Origin of the sequence: Bradyrhizobium sp. AUGA SZCCT0177, assembly GCF_018130125.1 — a bacterium.
Lineage (GTDB): Bacteria > Pseudomonadota > Alphaproteobacteria > Rhizobiales > Xanthobacteraceae > Bradyrhizobium.
The window spans coordinates 83,371-102,790 of record NZ_JAFCMA010000002.1 but is presented as its reverse complement, the minus strand read 5'-3'; the positions used below and the strand labels follow the sequence as shown (position 1 = coordinate 102,790).

General features: G+C 62.1%; 20 protein-coding genes. 16 read left to right on the top strand and 4 right to left on the bottom strand.

Annotated elements, in window-relative coordinates; translation table 11 throughout:
• The first annotated feature begins 68 nt into the window (after positions 1–68).
• The 3 genes from katE (at position 69) to JQ597_RS02725 (ending at position 3,115) form a co-directional block, all read left to right on the top strand.
• A complete protein-coding gene (gene katE, locus JQ597_RS02735; protein ID WP_212262671.1) occupies positions 69–2,204 on the top strand; it encodes a catalase in 2,136 nt (711 codons plus the stop codon).
• 8 nt (positions 2,205–2,212) lie between these two features.
• The gene (locus JQ597_RS02730; protein ID WP_212262669.1) at positions 2,213–2,548 is read left to right on the top strand and encodes a low affinity iron permease family protein; all 336 of its coding nucleotides are present in this window, start codon (positions 2,213–2,215) and stop codon (positions 2,546–2,548) included.
• A 108-nt stretch (positions 2,549–2,656) separates the two neighbouring features.
• Positions 2,657–3,115 carry an FKBP-type peptidyl-prolyl cis-trans isomerase gene (locus JQ597_RS02725; protein WP_212262667.1) on the top strand — a complete coding sequence of 153 codons (459 nt, stop codon included), beginning with the start codon at positions 2,657–2,659 and terminating at the stop codon, positions 3,113–3,115.
• A 91-nt stretch (positions 3,116–3,206) separates the two neighbouring features.
• On the opposite strand, the gene JQ597_RS02720 is transcribed toward JQ597_RS02725, so the two are convergent.
• Positions 3,207–3,422, bottom strand: coding sequence for a CsbD family protein (locus JQ597_RS02720; protein ID WP_212262665.1), 216 nt, complete (start codon positions 3,420–3,422; stop codon positions 3,207–3,209).
• Positions 3,423–3,555: 133 nt separating this feature from the next.
• Between JQ597_RS02720 and JQ597_RS02715 the strand changes: the two genes are divergently transcribed.
• The 3 genes from JQ597_RS02715 (at position 3,556) to JQ597_RS02705 (ending at position 5,259) form a co-directional block, all read left to right on the top strand.
• Positions 3,556–4,101 (top strand): cupin domain-containing protein, encoded by a 546-nt coding sequence (locus tag JQ597_RS02715; protein ID WP_212262663.1) that lies wholly within the window; start codon positions 3,556–3,558, stop codon positions 4,099–4,101.
• Between the two features lie 212 nt (positions 4,102–4,313).
• Positions 4,314–4,745: a VOC family protein gene (locus JQ597_RS02710; RefSeq protein WP_212262661.1), complete on the top strand. Its 432-nt coding sequence runs from the start codon at positions 4,314–4,316 to the stop codon at positions 4,743–4,745.
• 25 nt (positions 4,746–4,770) lie between these two features.
• Positions 4,771–5,259, top strand: a complete 489-nt coding sequence (locus JQ597_RS02705) for a VOC family protein (RefSeq protein WP_212262659.1) — start codon at positions 4,771–4,773, stop codon at positions 5,257–5,259.
• Positions 5,260–5,363: 104 nt separating this feature from the next.
• On the opposite strand, the gene JQ597_RS02700 is transcribed toward JQ597_RS02705, so the two are convergent.
• Both JQ597_RS02700 and JQ597_RS02695 read right to left on the bottom strand, forming a co-directional pair.
• Positions 5,364–6,542 (bottom strand): hypothetical protein, encoded by a 1,179-nt coding sequence (locus tag JQ597_RS02700; RefSeq protein ID WP_212262657.1) that lies wholly within the window; start codon positions 6,540–6,542, stop codon positions 5,364–5,366.
• Position 6,543: 1 nt separating this feature from the next.
• The gene (locus tag JQ597_RS02695) at positions 6,544–7,266 is read right to left on the bottom strand and encodes a FecR family protein (RefSeq protein WP_212262655.1); all 723 of its coding nucleotides are present in this window, start codon (positions 7,264–7,266) and stop codon (positions 6,544–6,546) included.
• A 284-nt stretch (positions 7,267–7,550) separates the two neighbouring features.
• Between JQ597_RS02695 and JQ597_RS02690 the strand changes: the two genes are divergently transcribed.
• The gene (locus tag JQ597_RS02690; RefSeq protein WP_212262967.1) at positions 7,551–8,759 is read left to right on the top strand and encodes a phospholipid carrier-dependent glycosyltransferase; all 1,209 of its coding nucleotides are present in this window, start codon (positions 7,551–7,553) and stop codon (positions 8,757–8,759) included.
• A 213-nt stretch (positions 8,760–8,972) separates the two neighbouring features.
• Here JQ597_RS02690 and JQ597_RS02685 read toward each other — a convergent pair whose 3' ends face one another.
• Positions 8,973–9,602, bottom strand: coding sequence for an OmpA family protein (locus JQ597_RS02685; RefSeq protein WP_212262653.1), 630 nt, complete (start codon positions 9,600–9,602; stop codon positions 8,973–8,975).
• Here JQ597_RS02685 and JQ597_RS02680 point away from each other — a divergent pair.
• The 9 genes from JQ597_RS02680 to JQ597_RS02640 all read left to right on the top strand — a co-directional run bounded on the left by JQ597_RS02680 (position 9,577) and on the right by JQ597_RS02640 (position 19,395).
• Positions 9,577–9,951 (top strand): hypothetical protein, encoded by a 375-nt coding sequence (locus tag JQ597_RS02680; RefSeq protein ID WP_212262651.1) that lies wholly within the window; start codon positions 9,577–9,579, stop codon positions 9,949–9,951. The genes JQ597_RS02685 and JQ597_RS02680 overlap by 26 nt on opposite strands.
• A 153-nt stretch (positions 9,952–10,104) precedes the next feature.
• Positions 10,105–10,335 (top strand): hypothetical protein, encoded by a 231-nt coding sequence (locus tag JQ597_RS02675; RefSeq protein WP_212262649.1) that lies wholly within the window; start codon positions 10,105–10,107, stop codon positions 10,333–10,335.
• A gap of 57 nt (positions 10,336–10,392) precedes the next feature.
• Positions 10,393–11,562, top strand: coding sequence for a winged helix-turn-helix domain-containing protein (locus JQ597_RS02670; protein WP_212262647.1), 1,170 nt, complete (start codon positions 10,393–10,395; stop codon positions 11,560–11,562).
• Between the two features lie 131 nt (positions 11,563–11,693).
• On the top strand, positions 11,694–13,019 hold the full coding sequence (locus tag JQ597_RS02665; protein ID WP_212262645.1) for an MFS transporter: 1,326 nt from the start codon (positions 11,694–11,696) through the stop codon (positions 13,017–13,019).
• 283 nt (positions 13,020–13,302) lie between these two features.
• Complete coding sequence (locus JQ597_RS02660; protein ID WP_212262643.1) at positions 13,303–14,409, top strand: efflux RND transporter periplasmic adaptor subunit; 1,107 nt, start codon at positions 13,303–13,305, stop codon at positions 14,407–14,409.
• 38 nt (positions 14,410–14,447) lie between these two features.
• The gene (locus JQ597_RS02655; RefSeq protein WP_212262641.1) at positions 14,448–17,600 is read left to right on the top strand and encodes an efflux RND transporter permease subunit; all 3,153 of its coding nucleotides are present in this window, start codon (positions 14,448–14,450) and stop codon (positions 17,598–17,600) included.
• An 18-nt stretch (positions 17,601–17,618) separates the two neighbouring features.
• Positions 17,619–18,224 (top strand): TetR/AcrR family transcriptional regulator, encoded by a 606-nt coding sequence (locus JQ597_RS02650; RefSeq protein ID WP_212262966.1) that lies wholly within the window; start codon positions 17,619–17,621, stop codon positions 18,222–18,224.
• 120 nt (positions 18,225–18,344) lie between these two features.
• On the top strand, positions 18,345–18,977 hold the full coding sequence (locus tag JQ597_RS02645; protein ID WP_212262639.1) for a flavin reductase family protein: 633 nt from the start codon (positions 18,345–18,347) through the stop codon (positions 18,975–18,977).
• Positions 18,978–19,137: 160 nt separating this feature from the next.
• Positions 19,138–19,395, top strand: coding sequence for a hypothetical protein (locus tag JQ597_RS02640; RefSeq protein ID WP_212262637.1), 258 nt, complete (start codon positions 19,138–19,140; stop codon positions 19,393–19,395).
• Positions 19,396–19,420 lie beyond the last annotated feature (25 nt).

The following is a 19,420-nucleotide window of genomic DNA, read 5'->3' as shown; positions in this document are numbered from 1 at the left end:
GATTTTTGCCTTCCTCGACATTTCGATGGACCGACGCTTGGTGCCATTGTTTCTAACTAGGAAAATTCATGGCCAAATCTTCAAAGTCCGCCGTCAACGATAAAGCAATATCCGCCCGGTCGGTAACGATTCACGATCAGAAACTCAGTCGCGGCGAGGGCGGCGAGCTGCATCAGGTTGCGACAGCTGATGTGCCGGTGCTGACCACCGCCCAGGGCGGCCCGGTGTCGGACGATCAGAACTCGCTCAAGATCGGCCCCCGCGGACCAACCCTTCTCGAAGATTTCCATTTCCGCGAAAAGATATTCCACTTCGACCATGAGCGCATTCCGGAGCGGGTGGTTCATGCCCGCGGCTACGGCGCACACGGCTTCTTCGAGAACTACAAGCCGCTTTCGAAATACACCCGTGCCGACCTGTTTCAGCGCGCCGGCGAGCGAACGCCGGCCTTTGTGCGGTTCTCGACGGTGGCGGGCGCAAAGGGCTCGTTCGATCTGGCGCGCGATGTGCGCGGGTTTGCCGTCAAGCTTTATACGCAGGAAGGCAACTGGGACATCGTCGGCAACAACATTCCGGTGTTCTTCATCCAGGACGCGATCAAGTTTCCGGACCTCGTTCATGCGGTGAAGGAAGAGCCGGACTGTGCGTTTCCCCAGGCTCAATCCGCCCACGACAATTTCTGGGATTTCATCAGCCTGACCCCCGAAAGCATGCACATGATCATGTGGGTGATGTCGGACCGCGCCATCCCGCGCTCGTTCCGCTTCATGGAAGGGTTCGGCGTGCATACATTCCGTCTCGTCAACGCGAAGAACGAGTCGACGTTCGTCAAATTTCACTGGAAGCCCAAGCTCGGCCTGCAGTCGGTGTTGTGGAACGAGGCCGTGAAGATCAATGGCGCCGACCCGGATTTCCATCGCCGCGACCTTTGGACGGCCATACAGACCGGCAATTTTCCGGAATGGGAACTGCAGTTTCAGCTGTTCGATCAGGCCTTCGCGGACCGTTTCGAGTTCGATGTGCTCGATCCCACCAAGATCATTCCGGAAGAAATGCTGCCGCCGATCCCGGTCGGCCGTCTGGTGCTGGACCGGATGCCGGATAATTTCTTTGCCGAGACCGAACAGGTCGCGTTCATGACCCAAAACGTGCCGCCCGGCATCGACTTCTCCAACGATCCGCTGCTGCAGGGGCGCAATTTTTCTTATCTCGACACCCAGTTGAAGCGGCTGGGTGGCCCGAACTTTACCCATATTCCGATCAACGCGCCGAAATGTCCGTTCGCTCATTTCCAGCAGGATGGTCATATGGCGATGCGCAACCCGGTCGGTCGCGTCAACTATCAGCCCAACTCGTTCGGCGAAGGACCGCGCGAGTCGGCGCAGCGCGGCTTCGTGCCATTTGCGGACGTGGAGCAGGGCGCCAAACGCCGCCTGCGCGCGGAGAGCTTTGCCGATCACTACAGCCAGGCGCGGCAGTTCTTGATCAGCCAAACCCGCGGCGAGCAACATCATATCGCGGCGGCGCTGACCTTCGAACTCAGCAAGGTGAAAACATCAGCCATTCGCGAGCGAATGGTGTCGCATTTGCTCAACATCGACGAGACGCTGGCGGGCAGGGTCGGCACAGGGCTCGGGCTGAAAGCGATGCCCAAGCCGGCCGCTGCGGCAATGCCGACGCGGCAGGACCTCGATCCGTCCCCAAAACTGAGCATCGTCGAAAACGGGCCGCAACGGTTCGAGGGCCGCAAGCTCGGTATTCTCGTCACCGACGGCACCGATGCGGCGTTGCTGAAAGCGCTGCAGAAGGCGCTCACCAAGGAAGGCGCCACGTTCGAAATCATCGCCCCGAAAGTCGGAGGAGCCAAGGCCGGCGACGGCAGCTGGATCGAGGCCGATCAGATGATCGATGGCGGTCCCTCGGTATTGTACGACGCGGTTGCGCTGCTGCCGGCGGCTGCGGCAATGGACGATCTGCTGCAGGAATCCACGGCGCGCGATTTCGTCGCCGACGCGTTCGCCCATTGCAAGTTCATCGGTCACGTGGAAGCGGCAGCGCCGCTGTTTGGGAAAGCCGGGATCGCCGAGGCCGATATCGACGAAGGCTTCATTTCGCTGGCTTCGCCAAGGGACGTGGCAGGCTTTGTCGGCAAGCTGGGTCAGTTGCGGGTTTGGGGCCGGGAGCCCAGCGTCAAGATGAAATAGCAGGAGCGATGGCGAAGGTACCCGAGCAGCATTGGACAACCCACGTCGGGCAAGCGGCGGGACACCCCGCCGCCTTCCTTGGGGTCATAGCCTACGGTGCGCTGTGGTTCGCCTTTGCCAGGGATAGCTTCGGTTGGGAGGCCGTCGGCACACTGGCGGTTTTCATGATGACGCTGTTCATCCAGCGCACCAACCGGCGCGATAATCTGGCACTTCATGCCAAGCTCGATGAGCTCTTGCGCGTGGATCGCGATGCAAGGTCGGAGCTTACTCACCTCGACGAGCAGGAGCCCGAAGAGATCGAGCGGCATCGGGATAAAGAAGTGAAAAAGGATGCCGATTGACCACGCCGGGGGCGCGCCGATTCCGTGCGTATTTGGCTGCGCCGACGGGGTGACAACACCAGCTCCGGTGCGCTAGACACGCTCCGACTTATCGAGAAAGGCAACGAGATGCGATCTTCCAGACGCACGATCATTCAGAGCGCGTTTGCCGCCGTGGCGGCGGCGGCTACTTCAACCCTTGTTCCGGCCCCGGCATCGGCCCAGACCGCAGGAAAACCCATGACCACAGCTTCAGGCTTGCAGATCATCGACAGCACGGTCGGTACCGGCGCTTCGCCGAAACCCGGCCAGACCTGCGTCATGCACTACACCGGCTGGCTCTATGAAAATGGCCAGAAGGGCAAGAAGTTCGACTCTTCGGTCGACCGCAACGAGCCGTTCGATTTTCCGATCGGCCAGGGCCGCGTCATCAAGGGTTGGGACGAGGGCGTCGCCTCGATGAAGGTCGGCGGCAAGCGCACGCTGATCATTCCGCCTGCGCTGGGCTACGGCGCGCGCGGTGCCGGCGGCGTCATTCCGCCCAACGCGACGCTGATGTTCGATGTCGAATTGCTGGCGGTGAAGTAACCGCCGCTTCTCGCTTGCTGCGGACCATGGCGCAAACAAAAAAAGACCGGTCCCAAAGGACCGGTCTTTCAGTTTCACGCAATCAGCGCGATCAGAGGTTCTTGTTCGCCGCCGCGGCGGCCTTGTCGATGGCTTCCTTGGTGGCTTCCTTGGCGTCGCCCATCGCCTTCTGGCCCTTGCCTTTGACTTCCTGGATCACGCCTTCGCCCTGCAGTTGCTCGGAACCGGTGGCTTCGCCGATGCCCTGCTTGGCCTTGCCGATCGCTTCGTTGGTGGCGCCTTTAACCTTGTCTGCCGTGCTACCCATGGAACATTCCTTCTGATGTTTGTACTTCGATAGAGCAACGCACCAATGCGCCAGCGGTTCACTCTAAACGCTGGTTTCTGTTCACGTTTTTATGTACGCTTGGCCATCGAACGATTTTACGGAAAGCAGCGCGATGTCAGGTTCTCACGACCATCCACATGATCATTCGCACGATCATTCTCACGGCGATCACTCGCACAGCCACGACGCCGAGCGCTGGAAGCATGATGGCGTCCGTGTCATTCCCGGCAATCAGCTCGATCCCAACGTGCCGTCGACCGCGGGCATGGACCGCAAGGCCGCGATCAATTTCGCCCGCGTCGGCGCGCAGAAATTATGGGCGGGCACCGTGACGATCCGCCCCGACGCCAAGACCGGCGCGCATCATCACGGCCATCTCGAAAGCATCATCTATGTCGTGAAGGGCAAGGCGCGGATGCGCTGGGGCGAGCAGCTGCAGTTCACCGCCGAAGCCGGGCCCGGCGATTTCATCTTTGTGCCGCCCTATGTGCCGCACCAGGAGATCAACGCCAGCCGCGACGAGGTGCTGGAATGCGTGCTGGTGCGCAGCGACGGCGAAGCTGTCGCGATCAACCTCGACATCGAGCCGATCGAAAAGCCGGAGACCGTGCTGTGGGTCGATCCCGTGCACCGGGACCCCGCGGAGAAGAAATCGTAGCTTCTCGTCGCCCCTCGCGATGACGGTTAAAGTTGTCATGCCCGGCCTCGTGCCGGGCATTTCAGTATCGGCTTGCCGAAGTTAGTTTGTCGAAGTCCTGGCAAAGCCCCGTCATGACACGGAAAATCGGACCGAAAAAATCTCCAAAACCGATGTCGGATCGATGCCGGCTCATTCGTCCTCTATCCGAACCCCTCGAAAGGAGCCCATTCATGGCCAAAATGATCTTCGTCAACCTGCCGGTCACCGATCTTGCCCGCGCCACCGCGTTCTACCAGGCGATCGGCGCCGTGATGAACGAGCAGTTCAGCGACGGCACCGCGTCCTGCATGGTGTTTTCCGACACCATCCACGCGATGCTGCTGACCCATGAAAAGTTCATGCAGTTCTCGCCGAAGAAGATCGCGGACGCCAAAACTTCCTGCGAGGTTCTGATCTGCGTCTCGGCCGACAGCCGGGCGGAAGTCGACGATGTCGTCGGCAAGGCGCAGAAGGCGGGCGGCGGCGTCGATCCCTGCCCGAAGCAGGATTACGGCTTCATGTACGGCCGCAGCTTTGAGGATCCCGATGGCCATATCTGGGAAGTGATGTGGATGGACGTCGCGGCCGCGAATGCGGCGCAACCGGCTGCGGCCAACGCCTGATCTCAGGAATCACGGAGCAAACAACATGTCCAAGATCTCACCCTGCCTGTGGTTCGACGGCGAGGCCGAGGAGGCCGCGAAATTCTACGTTTCGCTGCTGCCGGATTCGCGGATCGAGACGATACAGAAGAACCTGGTCGATGGCCCGGCCGGCAAGGCCGGCACCGTGCTGGTGGTGGAGTTCACGCTGGCCGGCCAGCGCTTCATGGCGCTCAACGGCGGTACGCGCTTCGAACACACCCATGCGGTTTCGTTCAAGATCGATTGCAAGGACCAGGCCGAGGTCGACCGGCTGTGGGACGTATTGTCGGCCAATGGCGGCTCGATCGAACAATGCGGCTGGCTGAAGGATCGCTTCGGCGTGTCGTGGCAGATCGTGCCGACCGCGTTGATGAAATACATCGGCGGTTCCGACGCGGCAGGCGCGAAGCGGACGATGCAGGCCATGCTCGGCATGGTCAAGCTCGATATCGAAGGCCTCAGGCGCGCCTATGAAGGCAAGTCGGCGGCTTGAGCAAAGCAGGGTGGGCAAAGGCGCGCTTCGCGCCGTGCCCACCATCGGGTCGCTGTTGTAAAAACGGTGGGCACGCTTGCGCTTTGCCCACCCTACATTCTTCGCTAATACGTGATCCGCAAGCCGACGCCGCCATGCAGGGTGTTGCCGACCGGCTGCGGGCCGGCGGTGCCGTTGACGAAGAGGTCGGCGACCCAGCCCTTGCTGATCCGGAAGCCGAGGCGGCCGCCATATTCGAACCAGCCCTGGTTGCCGATCGTCGGCACCACGGTGCCGTTGCCGGTCACGGTGGCGACGATGCCGGACTGCGTGCCGAACGATTGGACGAACCCGCCATTGATATTGGCCTCGACATTGTTGCCGAACAGATGCGTCCACTGTCCGCCGATCTTGACCAGATTGGTCTTGTCGGTGCCGCCGGCGATCGAGGCGTCGAACGGATTGAACGCGGCGGCGGGATCGGCATAGCCCTTCACGCGCTGCCACAATTGCCAGACCTCGACGGAGGCGGCGACCTCGTCGCGCGGCGACAGCCGGCTGATCCAGCCTGCGCGGCCATAGACGCCGTAATTGTCGCCGGTGGTGTGGCTGTCCAGCGATACCGCGCCGAGGCTGGTGGCGTAGGTGCGGCGATAGCGTATCTTCTCATAGGGCGTCAGGATGGCGCCGATGTCGAAGAACGGCCGTGACGATCCCCAGTCGGCGAAATCGTAACGCAGCGCGAACGCGCCGATCGGGGCCGCCGTGACGCTGTAGCCGCCTTCGCTGTAATGGGTGTAGGCGATGCCCGCCAGCAGCGACAGATTGGCGGTCAGGTTCTTGCGGCCGTGAATGCCGGCCGAGAACGACCCTGCCGAACCGAAGGCGCTGACGCAATCGCCGCAATTGACCTGCTCGTTGATGCCGAGCAGCACGGTGCCGAGCACGCGGTTGGTGATCATCTGGTTGAAGCGCTGCTTGGCCAGATCGTTGATCGATCCCGCGCTGGAATCCGCGCCGGTTGGGCCCGGACTCGGCGTTGGTGTCGGCGTTGGCGACGCAATGGGGGTCGGTGATGGCGAGGGCGTTGGTGTCGGTGAATATGTGGGGGTTGGTGCTGGTGATGGTGAATACGTCGGCGTCGGCGAGGGAGAGCCGGACGGGTTCGGATTCGGATTGGTGCACTCTGTGCAATCGTCGAGAGACTGCGCCGACGCGGGCGATACCTGCATCGGCGCCAGCCAAAACAAAACCCCCGCGGTCAGCGCGGCCGATACGATGAAGCCCTTGATGCGGTTTGCCATGTCAGCGTCCGCACAGCATGCCGGTGGGATCGCTGCCGTCATCGACCGGCGGCGTCACCGTCGGCGAGGCGTTGGCATATTGCGTCGCGCTGCAAAGCCCCGCCGCGGCGCTGCAGGTCTTGGCGAAGGTCCATGGCGGGTTGTTGGTCTTCTTGATGGTGGTCTTGCCGCCGCTCAGGGTGATGACAGCGGTATCGCCGGGACTGGTGAGCTGGACGCATTCGAAGCTGACGGTGCAGACCGAGGCCTGGCCTTCCCTTAAGTTGACGACGGTCTGGCCGCGCTGCGACAGGATGTCGAGCGTGGTGCCGCGGACGCCGATGGTCGCAAGCGGCGTCGTGATCTTGTAGGCGGCTTTTTCCGAATTGCCGGTGACGAAGCGGAACGCGCCGGAGGTCAGGCGGATCGCGACGTCGCGATAATGGGTCTCGTCGTCGAACACGGTGCGGTCGAGCTTGAGCGACGCGCTCGGCCCGAGCGAAAGGTTGGTGCTGTCGGACATCACCAGCCGCGCGGCGCTGTCGAGGCCGGTGCGCACGATTTCGTCGCGCAGCAATCCGTCGCCGACATTGAGCTGGCTGGTTGCCGATCCGGCAACACGGAGAACCTGGTTCTTGACGACGGCGGCTTCGCCGACGCGCGTTTGTGCTGAAAGCGGACTTGCCGCCAGCACCGCGATTGCGCCAAGCACAAAAAGAAAAACAGAGTAGTTACGCGATTTCATTTCAAAGCCGATCGATTATCCCGACATCGTACCGGATCGCGCGCGCAAGCGATGTGGCAGAATTATCACAAGCGGCGCCTTACTAGCCCGTCGGTTAGTGGCGTCGGATTCGAATCGCGTTCAATGCGATGGACATAAAAATCTGTACCGCCCACACTCAATTCTGCCGCAATTTCATTTAGTTCGTGAAGACAGTGCCAGAATCACCAACTTCTATTCCCGATCAGACAATTGCGCGCACCGCCATCATCGCGGGTACCCTGTTTTTTTTCGCGCATTTCGCGATGCTGATCGGCATCACCACGCCCGAAAAATTCTACTTTGACGAAGTGCATTACGTGCCGGCGGCGCGGCAGATGCTTCTGCCCGTGATGCCGCAGCCGATGCTCAACCCGATGCATCCGCCGCTGGCCAAGCAGTTCATCGCGCTGTCAATCCACACCTTCGGCGACGTGCCGCTGGGCTGGCGTTATCCGGCGGTGCTGGCAGGCGCGCTCGCCATTGTCGCGGTGTATCTGTGCGGCCTCGCATTGTTCGCGGCGCAGGGGCCGGCCATCGCCGCGAGCCTGCTCGCCTTTTTCAATCAGATGCTGTTCGTGCAATCGCGGATCGCGATGCTGGATATTTTCGCGCTGACTTTCAGCCTGTTCGCCATTGCCGCGTTCATGCACGGCTTCCGGCAGCAGCGGCCGCATCTGTGGTTCGCGCTGACCGGGCTGTGTTGCGGTTTTGCGATCGGCTGCAAATGGAGCGGGCTGTTCGTGCTCGTGGTCTGCGTCGTCATCGTGGCGGTGATTCGCCTGTTGCAAAGCTGGCGTACGCAATTTGCCGACGGCAATGCCGATGACTGGTACCGGCCCGACCTGTGGCCCGGTTTCAAGGCCTGGCATTTCGCGGCCTGCTTCCTGCTGATCCCGGCGCTGGCCTATCTCTCGACCTTCGTCCCGCTCTACGGCCTGTCGGTCCCTGACATCATCGAGGCGCAACGGCGGATTTTCAGCGACAACACCACGACCGCGATCGCGGGCCACACCTATATGAGTTCGTGGCCGTCCTGGCCGTTCCTGGTGCGCCCGGTCTGGTATCTGTTCGACAAGGTCGGCGACGACAGGATCTCGGCGGTGGTCTTTCTCGGCAATCCCCTGATCCTGTGGCCGGCGTTGATCGCGCTGTTGGTTTGCCTGCGCGACTGGATCGTGACGCGGCGGGCGGATGCGTTTCTGGTGCTGGCGTTTTATGTCGGCCCGTATCTCGCATGGGCGTTGCTGCCGCGAACGCTCGGCTTCATCTACTATTATCTGCCGGCCGCGACCACCGCGAGTTTCGTGCTGGTCTATGCGCTCCGCCGCGGCAACACGCCACGCTGGCTGCTATGGGCCTTTGTCGCGGTAGGGTTTGCGGGCTTCGTTGTAATGCTGCCGATCTCGGCCGCGTTCGTGGAAACATCGATGGCGACGTTCAACCGCCTGATGATTTTCCAGAACTGGATATAGGACGGCGTGATTCTCTCAACGAGTCGTCCCGGCGAAGGCCGGGACCCATACTCCGCGGCGATAATTGTTACGGGGGATGGCTGACGTCTTGCCCTCTTCATGGGCCGGTGGTTATGGGTCCCGGCCTTCGCCGGGACGACGATGGATTTGGTCCGCATTCAAGCGCGCAAAATCCGCCTGCCGTTTCCGGCAGGCGGATCGAAGCGCGCGAGCTTACTTCGACGCGGTTTTGGTATCCATGTTGACGACCTGAACGCGGCGGTTGACCGGGTCCATCGGTGCGTTCGGATCCTTCGGCCGGGTCTCGCCGTAGCCGACGGTCACGAGGTCGGAGGCGTTGAGGCCGTATTGCTCGGTGAGAAACTTCTTGATCGTATCGGCGCGGCGCTCGGAGAGGTCCTGGTTGTATCCGTCGCTGCCGACCGCATCGGTGTGACCGGCAACCACGAAGGTCGACCCCTTCAGGCTGGCGTCCGAAAGCGCCTTGCCGAGTTCCTGCACCGCCGACATCGAACTCTTGCTGATGTCGGCCGAGTTGTAGTCGAAGCGGATTTCGAGATCGATCTTCGGCTTGGTCGCGGCGAGCTCCGCAATTTCCTGGCGCTCGCCGATCGAGAGCGAGCGGGTTTTGCGGTTGCGCAGCGTATCGACGAAGTTGGCTTCCTTGGCCTGCGCGGCGGTATTGGCCTGCGGGCCCATCGAAAGGCTGCGGGTCGCCGACGTCGGCTTCAGCGCGTTCAGGATCTTGTCTGCCGAGACGGTCTCACCGGCAAACGCCACGCCCGCCGTCATCGACAGCGCGGCGCCGATTGTCAGGATGGAAAATCCATTAAAGCGGGTCATTGTCGTCTTCCTCACTGTTACGCCTGCCATGGCTGGTTGGCGGTTTGATGCTGCGAAGATAAGACAGGTTCAAATCGACCAATGTGATCTAGGTCACGTTCAAAGCGGCTGGCTTCCGTTGATTTGGGTCCACCCTGTTACTCTGTGTGATCTAGATCACTGTGTTCCCTCCGACTTCTGTAAAGGGCGCTTGCCAGCCGCCCGCGATGATCCAAAGCGCAATTGCCTCGTGTTGCAGGTATCAGCGAACCCGCGCCGCTTCCCGGCTTCTTCTTTGCTGTTTGCTGGTCTCATTGCCGTCGCGTCAGCGCCGATCTGCGAACAACAAATCGGCATGATGGGCACCTAGCACCATTCTCCACGAGAAAATCCCAAAAGAAAATCCAAGAAAAGGTTTGGGCAAGCAAGAGCAGGCGGGCGGGTGTTTCAGTCGGTAAAGCGTCAACGCGAGTATCAAAATTATCGTAACGTTCCACCGGAGCTCACGGGCTCGGCAAGTTCAATGCCGACCTTGATCGGCGCGGCGATGATCGCGGCGGCGATCCTGCTGTCGACGTTCATCAACGCGCTCGGCACCCGCTATACCGCCTTCGACGGTCCGACCGAAGAGAGCGCGTGGCTGGTCGATCGCCTGACCGGCAGCGTCTACAAATGCCGCGCCCCGGACCATGGCAAGGCGTCCTGCGAGGCGGATATCGCTACCGGCAGCGTTACTCAACGGCCGAAACGCTGATTTCGCTCCCAAATCCAGGACTCCTCCGATGAGCGAATCCGATTACATTGCCGGGCGATGCCCCGCGCGACAAAGCCCCACCCCCTGAGCAAGGCCGAGGCCCGGCGAATCTGGCTGCGTGCCCAGCGGCTCGATACGCCTGACCCGTTCGGCGAGGGGCCGGGGGCCACTGCCGCCGCGGTGGAGCATCTCGGCTATGTGCAGATCGACACCATCAACGTGATCGAGCGCTGCCACCACCACATTCTCTTCAGCCGCATTCCCAACTATCGGCGCGCGGACCTGCGGCAGGCCCAGAGCGTCGACAAGAGCGTGTTCGAATACTGGACCCATGCGCTGGCCTATGTGCCGTCGAAGGATTTTCGCTTCTTCGTACCGGGCATGAAGCTGCACAAGCGCGAGGGCCATAAATGGTTCGCGACCGTCAGCCCCGCCGACACCCGCAAGGTGATGCGGCTGCTCAAGCGCGACGGCGCGCTGACCATACGCGACATCGAGGATGACGTGCTGACCGAGAAGGAGCATCTGTGGGCGAGCCGCAAGCCGTCGAAGCGCGCGCTGCAACTGGCGTTCTATACCGGCGCGGTCACCATTTCCGAACGCACCGGCATGCTGAAGACATATGAGCTGATGACGCGGCATTTCGGCTGGGACAAGCCGCCGAAGCCGGCATCGAACCTCGAGACGACCACCTATCTGCTCGACCGCGCCTTGCGCGCGCAGGGACTCGTCAGCCTCGATTCGATCTGCCATCTCGATGCGCCGAGCAAGGCCGCGGTCCGCCGCCTGATCGAGGCGCGCGTCCGCCGCAAGGAGATGGTGGCGATCGCCCTCGAAGGCGCGGGCAAGCAGGAGCATTGGGCGCGGGCAGAGACGCTGGAGCAACCCGCAGGCGAGCACGATGGCGGCCTCGTGCACGTCCTCTCGCCGTTCGATCCCCTGATCATCCAGCGCAAGCGCACCGAATTGTTCTTCGATTACGGCCATCGTTTCGAGGCCTATGTACCCCGGGAAAAGCGCCTGTTCGGCTATTTCGCGCTGCCGGTGCTGGTCGGCGAAGACATCGTTGCCGCGATCGATCTGAAGACCGACCGCAAGGAAAAGAAATTGCTGATGCAGAAATGGAACTGGGTCGGCAAAGGCGCCGCGAAGGCTCCGCGCAAGGAGCTCAAGCGCCGCATCGAGGAAGAGCTGCATCGCTTCGAGCGGTTTCAACTGGCGGAGTGAAGCGCAGCCATTGCGTCCCGCGCATTGCCCCCATCCGATTGCGGATGCGCTGCTCCCGCAAATCGGATTGACACCGTTTTGCCAATGCTCAAAACCCCGGCAACAGCAACAAACGACCCGGGAACAAACTTATGAGCCTTGCCACCACGTCAGCCGCCGCCGGCGGCGCCAGGAGCGACATCGAAACCTCGACCATCCGCACGATTTCATGGCGCCTCATTCCATTCCTGATCCTGGCCTATTTCTTTTCCTATCTCGACCGCGTCAATCTCGGCTTCGCCGCGCTCACCATGAACGCGGAACTGAAATTCACGCCGCTGATCTTCGCCTGGGGCGCCGGCATCTTCTTCATCGGTTATTTCATTTTCGAGGTGCCGAGTAACCTCGCGCTGGAAAAATTCGGCGCCAGCCGCTGGATCGCGCGCATCATGGTGACCTGGGGCATCATCTCGGCGGCGATGGCGCTGGTGAGTGGCGAACTGAGTTTTTACGTGCTCCGGTTTCTGCTTGGCGTCGCCGAAGCCGGCTTCTTTCCCGGCATCATTTTCTATCTGACCTATTGGTATCCGGCGGAATATCGCGCGCGGTTCCTCGCCGCGTTTGCGATCGCCGTTCCCGTCTCGACCGTGATCGGCGCGCCGATCTCGGGTCTGCTGCTCGGGCTCGACGGCATGATGGGGCTGAAGGGTTGGCAGTGGCTGTTCATTCTCGAGGGTATTCCCTCCGTGCTGCTCGGCATCGTCACCTGGTTCTATCTCACCGATAAACCTGAGAAGGCGGATTGGCTCACATCGGAACAGAAGGCGTGGCTGGCGGCAAAGCTGCAGGCGGAGATCGCGACCAAGCAGGCGGCAAAGCACCTGACGCTCGGGCAGGCGCTGTCATCGCCGAAGGTGATCATGCTGAGCATCGTCTATTTCGGTTTCGTCGGTGCGCTCTACGGCATGCAGTTCTGGCTGCCGCAGATCGTGAAAGCATTCGGCCTCAGCAATGCGCAGACCGGTTTCGTCACCGCGATCCCGTTCCTGTTCGGCACCATCGCGATGACCCTGTGGGCGCGGCACTCCGACGCCACGCGCGAACGCGTCGCCCATGTCGGTGGGCCGCTGCTGCTCACCGCCGTCGCGCTCGGCGCCTCCAGCTACATCACCGATCCCGTCACGACGATGGTGCTGCTGACGATCGCTGCGATCGGCGTGTTCTGTACCTTCGCGGTGTTCTGGACGTTGCCGACGGCGTGGCTGTCGGGCACGGCCGCAGCCGGCGCGATCGCGCTGATCAATTCGATCGGCAACCTCGCGGGTTTTGGCGGGCCGTATCTGGTCGGCTGGGTCAAGGAAGCCACCGGCAGCACATCGACCGGCTTGCTGGTGCTGTCGCTGCTGCCGCTTGCGGCGGGGCTGCTGGTGTTTCTCGGCGGCCACGACACCAAGACCGAGTTCGGCGGGGCGAAGTAAGTCCGTAGCCCGGATTTCGCTGCGCTTCATCCGGGCTACATCTATTTCGTCGCCCCGGCCTTGAGCCGGGGCCCATACGCCGCGGCCATTGTAAGGGGCACGCTGTCACGGCTTTCGCAAAACGACCATCGGTGGCTATGGGCCCCGGCTCAAGGCCGGGCGACGGGGAGATTTGGTCTCCTTAATTCCCGTTAACTCACGAATTGGTGTTCACTGACGAATATTGACATTCGTCAGTGAACACTCAATAATCTTCATCAGCATATAGCCGATGGAGAATTCGATGTTCGCCCGATCCATTTTTTCCAGCTATTACAGGCTCTTGACCGGCGCAATGCTGGCGTTGGCGGTGTTCGCGTTGACCGGCTGCAATGAAAAGGCGGCCGAAAAAGCCGCTCCGGGGCGTCCGGTTCTGGTCGCCACCGTGCATTATGAGGCGGAAACGCCGGAACGCAGTTTTGTTGGCACCATCAGGCCCCGGATCGAGACCGACATGGGTTTTCGGGTTCCGGGCAAGGTCGCAAAGCGCCTCGTGGAAGTCGGCCAGACCGTTGATGTCGGCCAGCCGCTCGCCACCCTCGATGAAGTCGATCTGAAGCTGCAGGCCGAGCAGTCCGAAGCGGAATACCGCGCCGCGACCGGCGTGCTGGCGCAGGCCTCGGCGTCCGAGCAGCGCGCCAAGGATCTCCGCGCCAAGGGCTGGACCACGGACGCGCAAATGGATCAGAGCCGCGCCGCCGCCGATGAGGCCCGCGCCCGCTTCTATCGTGCCGAACGTTCGGTCGAACTGACCAAGAACTCGCTCTCTTATGCGACGCTGATCGCAGATACCCGCGGCGTCGTCACTGCGACCCTCATCGACGCCGGCCAGGTGGTCGCCTCCGGCCAGACCGCGGTCCGCGTCGCGCGCTTTGCCGAAAAGGAAGCCGTGGTCGCGATCCCGGAGACACTTGTCGGCCGCGCGAAGGATGGCGCCGCCTCCGTCACGCTGTGGTCGGACGCCAACAAGAAATACGTCGCAAAACTGCGCGAGATCGCGCCGACGGCGGATCCGGCAACGCGCACCTATCTGGCAAAGTTCTCGCTGCCCGGCGCCGGCGACAGCGTGTCGCTCGGCATGACCGCAACGTTGACGCTGTCCGATCCCGCCACCGAGAACGTCGCGAAGCTGCCGCTGTCGGCGCTGTACAGCCAGGGCGGCAATCCCTCGCTCTACATCGTTGACGATGCCGGCGCCGTGACGCTGAAGCCGGTCGTCGTGAAGTCCTACGAGAGCAATTCCGTCGTCATCACCGGCGGCGTGCCTGAAGGCGCCAAGGTTGTGGCGCTCGGCGTGCAGAAGCTCGATCCGGCCCAGAAGGTCAGGGTCGTCTCGTCGCTGTCGTTCTGATCCGCGGTCGGTAACAACGGAAAACGTTGGAGAGTGACATGAAGCGCTTCAATCTGTCGGGCTGGGCGGTAAGCCATCCGACGCTGATCCTGTTCCTGATGATCGCACTCGGTGTGGCCGGCTTCTTCTCCTACGAGCGGCTTGGCCGCGCCGAGGATCCGTTCTTCACCGTGAAGGTGGTCAACGTCTCCGCGATCTGGCCGGGCGCCACGGCGCAGGAGATGCAGACCCAGGTCGCCGATCCCATCGAGAAGAAGCTGCAGGAACTGCCTTACTTCGAGAAGGTGCAGACCTATTCCAAGCCCGCGTTCACCGCGATGCAGGTCACGTTCAAGGATTCGACGCCGCCGGCGCAAGTGCCGTATCTGTTCTATTTGCTCCGCAAGAAGCTCGCCGACGTGCAGGGCCAGTTGCCGGCGGGCCTGCTCGGCCCCAACGTCAATGACGAATTCAGCGACGTCGATTCCATCCTCTATATGATGACCGGCGACGGCGCCGATTACGCGCAGCTGAAGAAGGCCGCCGAAGGCATGCGCCAGCGGCTGCTGAAGGTACCCGGCGTCACCAAGGTCAATCTCTACGGCGCCCAGGACGAGCGCATCTTCGTCGAATTCTCGCACGCCAAGCTGGCGACGATCGGCGTCACGCCGCAGGCGCTGTTCGATTCGCTGGCCAAGCAGAACAACGTCACGCCGGCCGGCACGGTGGAAACTTCCTCGCAGCGCGTGCCGCTGCGCGTCACCGGCGCGCTCGACGGCGCCAAGGCGGTTGCCGAGACGCCGGTCGAGAGCAACGGCCGCATATTCCGCCTGGGCGATATCGCCACCGTCACCCACGGCTTCGTCGATCCGCCGACCTTCAAGGCGCGCCAGGAAGGCAAGCCCGCGCTCGGTATCGGCGTGGTCACCGCCAAAGGCGCCAACATCCTCGAGCTCGGCAAGGAAGTCGAGAACGCGAGCAATGACTTCATGAAGGCGGTGCCGCAGGGCATCAATGTCGAGCAGATCGCCGACCAGCCCAAGGTGGTCGAGCGCGCGGTCGGCGAGTTCGTGCACTCCTTCGTCGAAGCGCTGGCGATCGTGCTGTTCGTCTCGTTCCTGGCGCTTGGCTGGCGAACCGGCATCGTGGTGGCGATGTCGGTGCCGCTGGTGCTGGCGATCGTCTTCATCGTCATGAACGCGATGTCGATCGATCTGCACCGTATTACATTGGGCGCGCTGATCATCGCGCTCGGCCTGCTCGTCGACGACGCCATCATCGCGGTTGAGATGATGGTGGTGAAGATGGAGCAGGGCTGGGACCGCGTTCGCGCGGCCTCCTTTGCCTGGGAATCGACTGCGTTTCCGATGCTCACGGGAACGCTGGTCACGGCCGCTGGCTTCCTCCCCATCGGCTTTGCCAATTCCGCGGTCGGCGAATATGCCGGCGGCATTTTCTGGATCGTGGCGATTTCGCTGGTGGCGTCCTGGTTCGTCGCGGTGATCTTCACGCCCTATATCGGCGTCAAGCTGCTGCCGAACATCAAGGTCCACCACAACCACGATCCGCACGCGGTCTATGAAACGCGCGTCTACCGCATCCTGCGCAGCATGGTGCAGTGGTGCGTCGACCACCGCATCAAGGTGGTGGTGGCAACCGTCGGCGTGTTCGCGCTCTCGATCGTCGGCTTCGGCAACGTCCAGCAGCAGTTCTTCCCGCTGTCGGAACGTCCCGAACTGTTCCTGCAGTTGCGCCTGCCCGAAGGCACCGCCTTCAACGTCACCGAAAAGTCGGTGAAGAAGGCCGAGGCGCTGCTCAAGGACGACAAGGACATCGCGACCTACACCTCTTATGTCGGCCAAGGTTCGCCGCGGTTCTGGCTCGGCCTCAACCCGCAACTGCCGAACGAGGCCTTCGCCGAAATCGTGATCGTCTCCAAGGACGTCGACGCCCGCGAGCGCATCAAGGCGCGGCTGGAGAAGGCGGTCGCCGGCGGCGACCTCTCCGAGGCGCGCGTACGCATCGACCGCTTCAATTTCGGCCCGCCGGTCGGCTTCCCGGTCCAGTTCCGCGTGATCGGCCCCGACCCCAACAAGGTTCGCGACATCGCCTATCAGGTGCGTGACGTGATGCGGCAGAATCCCAATGCCCTGGAGCCGCAGCTCGATTGGAACGAGCAGTCGCCCTACCTCAAGCTCGTGGTCGATCAGGACCGTGCCCGTGCGCTTGGTCTTACCCCGCAGGACGTCTCGCAGGCGCTCAGCATGCTGATCTCGGGTGCGCCGGTGACGACCATCCGCGACGGCATCGAGAAGGTCGGCGTCATCGCCCGCGCGGTTCCGTCCGAGCGGCTCGATCTCGGCCATGTCGGCGACCTCACCGTGACGTCACGTAATGGGGTAGCCGTGCCATTGCAGCAAATTGCAAAAATCGAATACGCCCATGAGGAGCCGATCCTGTGGCGGCGTAATCGGGACATGGCGATCACCGTGCGTACCGACGTCGCTGACGGCGTGCAGGCGCCCGACGTCACCAACCAGATCTGGCCGAAACTGCAGCAGATCCGCGATAGCCTCGAGCCGGCCTACCGGATCGAGCCGGGCGGCGCGTTCGAGGAATCCGCCAAGGGCAACGCCTCGATCGCCGTGCTGTTTCCGCTGATGGCGCTTGTCATGCTGACGCTGCTGATGATCCAGCTGCAGAGCTTCTCGCGCCTGATCCTGGTGTTCCTGACGGCGCCGCTCGGCATCGTCGGCGCCTCGCTCGGTCTCAACATCGCGGGCCAGCCGTTCGGCTTCGTGGCGCTGCTCGGGCTGATCGCGCTGGCCGGCATGATCATGCGCAACGCGGTTATTCTGGTCGACCAGATCGAGACCGACGTTTCCCATGGCATGACGCGCAAGGAGGCCATCGTCGAAGCCACCGTCCGGCGTGCTCGCCCCGTGATCCTGACGGCGCTGGCCGCCATCCTGGCCATGATCCCGCTGTCGCGTTCGGCCTTCTGGGGCCCGATGGCGATCACCATCATGGGCGGTTTGTTCGTTGCAACCTTCCTGACCTTGCTGTACCTGCCGGGCCTCTACGCGCTCTGGTTCCGCAAGAGCCTGGAAGAAAGCGGCCAAACCAAGCAGCCCGATCTTGCGCCGCAACATGCTGCCAAGGATCTGAGCACGTCTCCGCTCGCATTTCCGCTTGCCGACGCGGCGGAATAATTGAACATTGGTTCTGACATGACGCTGATTGCTGAAAATGTGGAAACCGACACGCGGGAACGTATTCTCGTGGTGGCGGAGCGTCTGTTCCGGCAGCTCGGCTACCAGAAGACGACGGTCGCCGACATCGCCAAAGAATTGCGCATGAGCCCGGCCAACGTCTATCGCTTCTTCGACTCGAAGAAGTCGATCCACGAAGGTGTGGCCCGCACCCTGATGGGCGAGGTCGAGACCGAGGCGCGGCGGATCGTGGCAAGACCCGGTCCGGCCAAGCAGCGGCTGCGTGAGCTGCTCACGACCGTCAATCGCATGAACTCGGAGCGCTATGTCGGCGATAACAAGCTGCATGAGATGGTCGCGATCGCGATGGAGGAGGACTGGGACGTCTGCGTCGCCCATATCGAGTGCGTCACCGGCATGATCGGCGAGGTGATCGGGCAGGGCGTGGCGTCCGGCGAGTTCGAGGCCCCCGACCTGCCGCTGGCCGCGCTCTGTACCTGCACCGGCATGATCCGCTTTTTCCACCCGCAGATGATCGCGCAGGCCGTCAACAAGCCTACCGCCACAATCGACCAGATGATCGATTTCCTGTTCCGCGCGCTGGAGCCGCGGCAGGCGAAATAGCCGGATTTCCGACGTAGGGTGGGCAAAGGCGCATGCGCCGTGCCCGCCATTCCTACTTCAATTAGGGCGGTGGGCACGCTACGCTTTGCTTAACCCACCGATTGAAGGAAACACCGGAAAATGGACGCCAAGAGCCCGAAAGACCTGCATTTTTACGAGCCTGCCAAGGGCCACGGCCTCAAGCACGACCCCTTCAACGCCATCATTGCGCCGCGCCCGATCGGGTGGATTTCGTCGCGCGATACCGAGGGCAACGTCAACCTGGCGCCCTACAGCTTCTTCAACGCGTTCTGCTACAAGCCGCCGATCATCGGCTTCTCCTCCACCAACTGGAAGGACAGCGCCGCCAACATCCAGGAGACCAAGGAGTTCGTCTGGAATCTCGCTACCATGGACCTGGCGCAGCAGATGAACGCGACCGCGGCCCATGTTGCCCGCGACGTCAGCGAGTTCAATATCGCCGGCCTCACGGCGGTACCCGGCAAGCTCGTCAATGTGCCGCGCGTCGCCGAAAGCCCGGTGGCGTTCGAATGCCGCCTGACGCAGATCATCCAGCTGCAGGGCGCCAACGGCGACAAGGCGCAGGCCTGGCTGACGCTCGGCGAAGTCGTCGCCGTCCACATCGACAAGGCCATGATCAAGGACGGCGTCTACCAGACCGCGATGGCCCGCCCGATCGTCCGCGCCGGCCGCAGCGGCGACTATTTCGAGATCAAGCCGGAAAACATGTTCGAGATGATCCGGCCGGATTGATCGTCTCACTCCGCGCTTCGCGGGGTTCGCAAATCGTTCCTGCAATTGAACCAACACCGGTTCCGGCTACACCCAAACCGTGTAGCGCGGATGCAACGACTGCCGTGACCCGGCCGATTACGGCCTGGTCATCGAAGCAGCGCTTGATGACGGGTGTCGAATGCAGTTTTTCCTTTGTGAGATCGTCGCTCGCCTCGTCGCGATCTATTTTTGCTTCGATTGCGGCCGCAGATTCTGGAATGGCCTCGTCGAAAGAAAAATAGAGCTCGAGGGCGAGGATATTCTGGACTACGAGACCTGGATTTTTCAGAAAGACGAAGCGCCGGTCCGTTACTGGATTTCAATGGGCTGGAATTTGATCACCCTGGCTGCGTGCGTCGTTGTTGCAATATTCGGGTGGTGGCTCCCAAAGACCTGAGCCTCCGCTGTCGCAGCATGCAGCT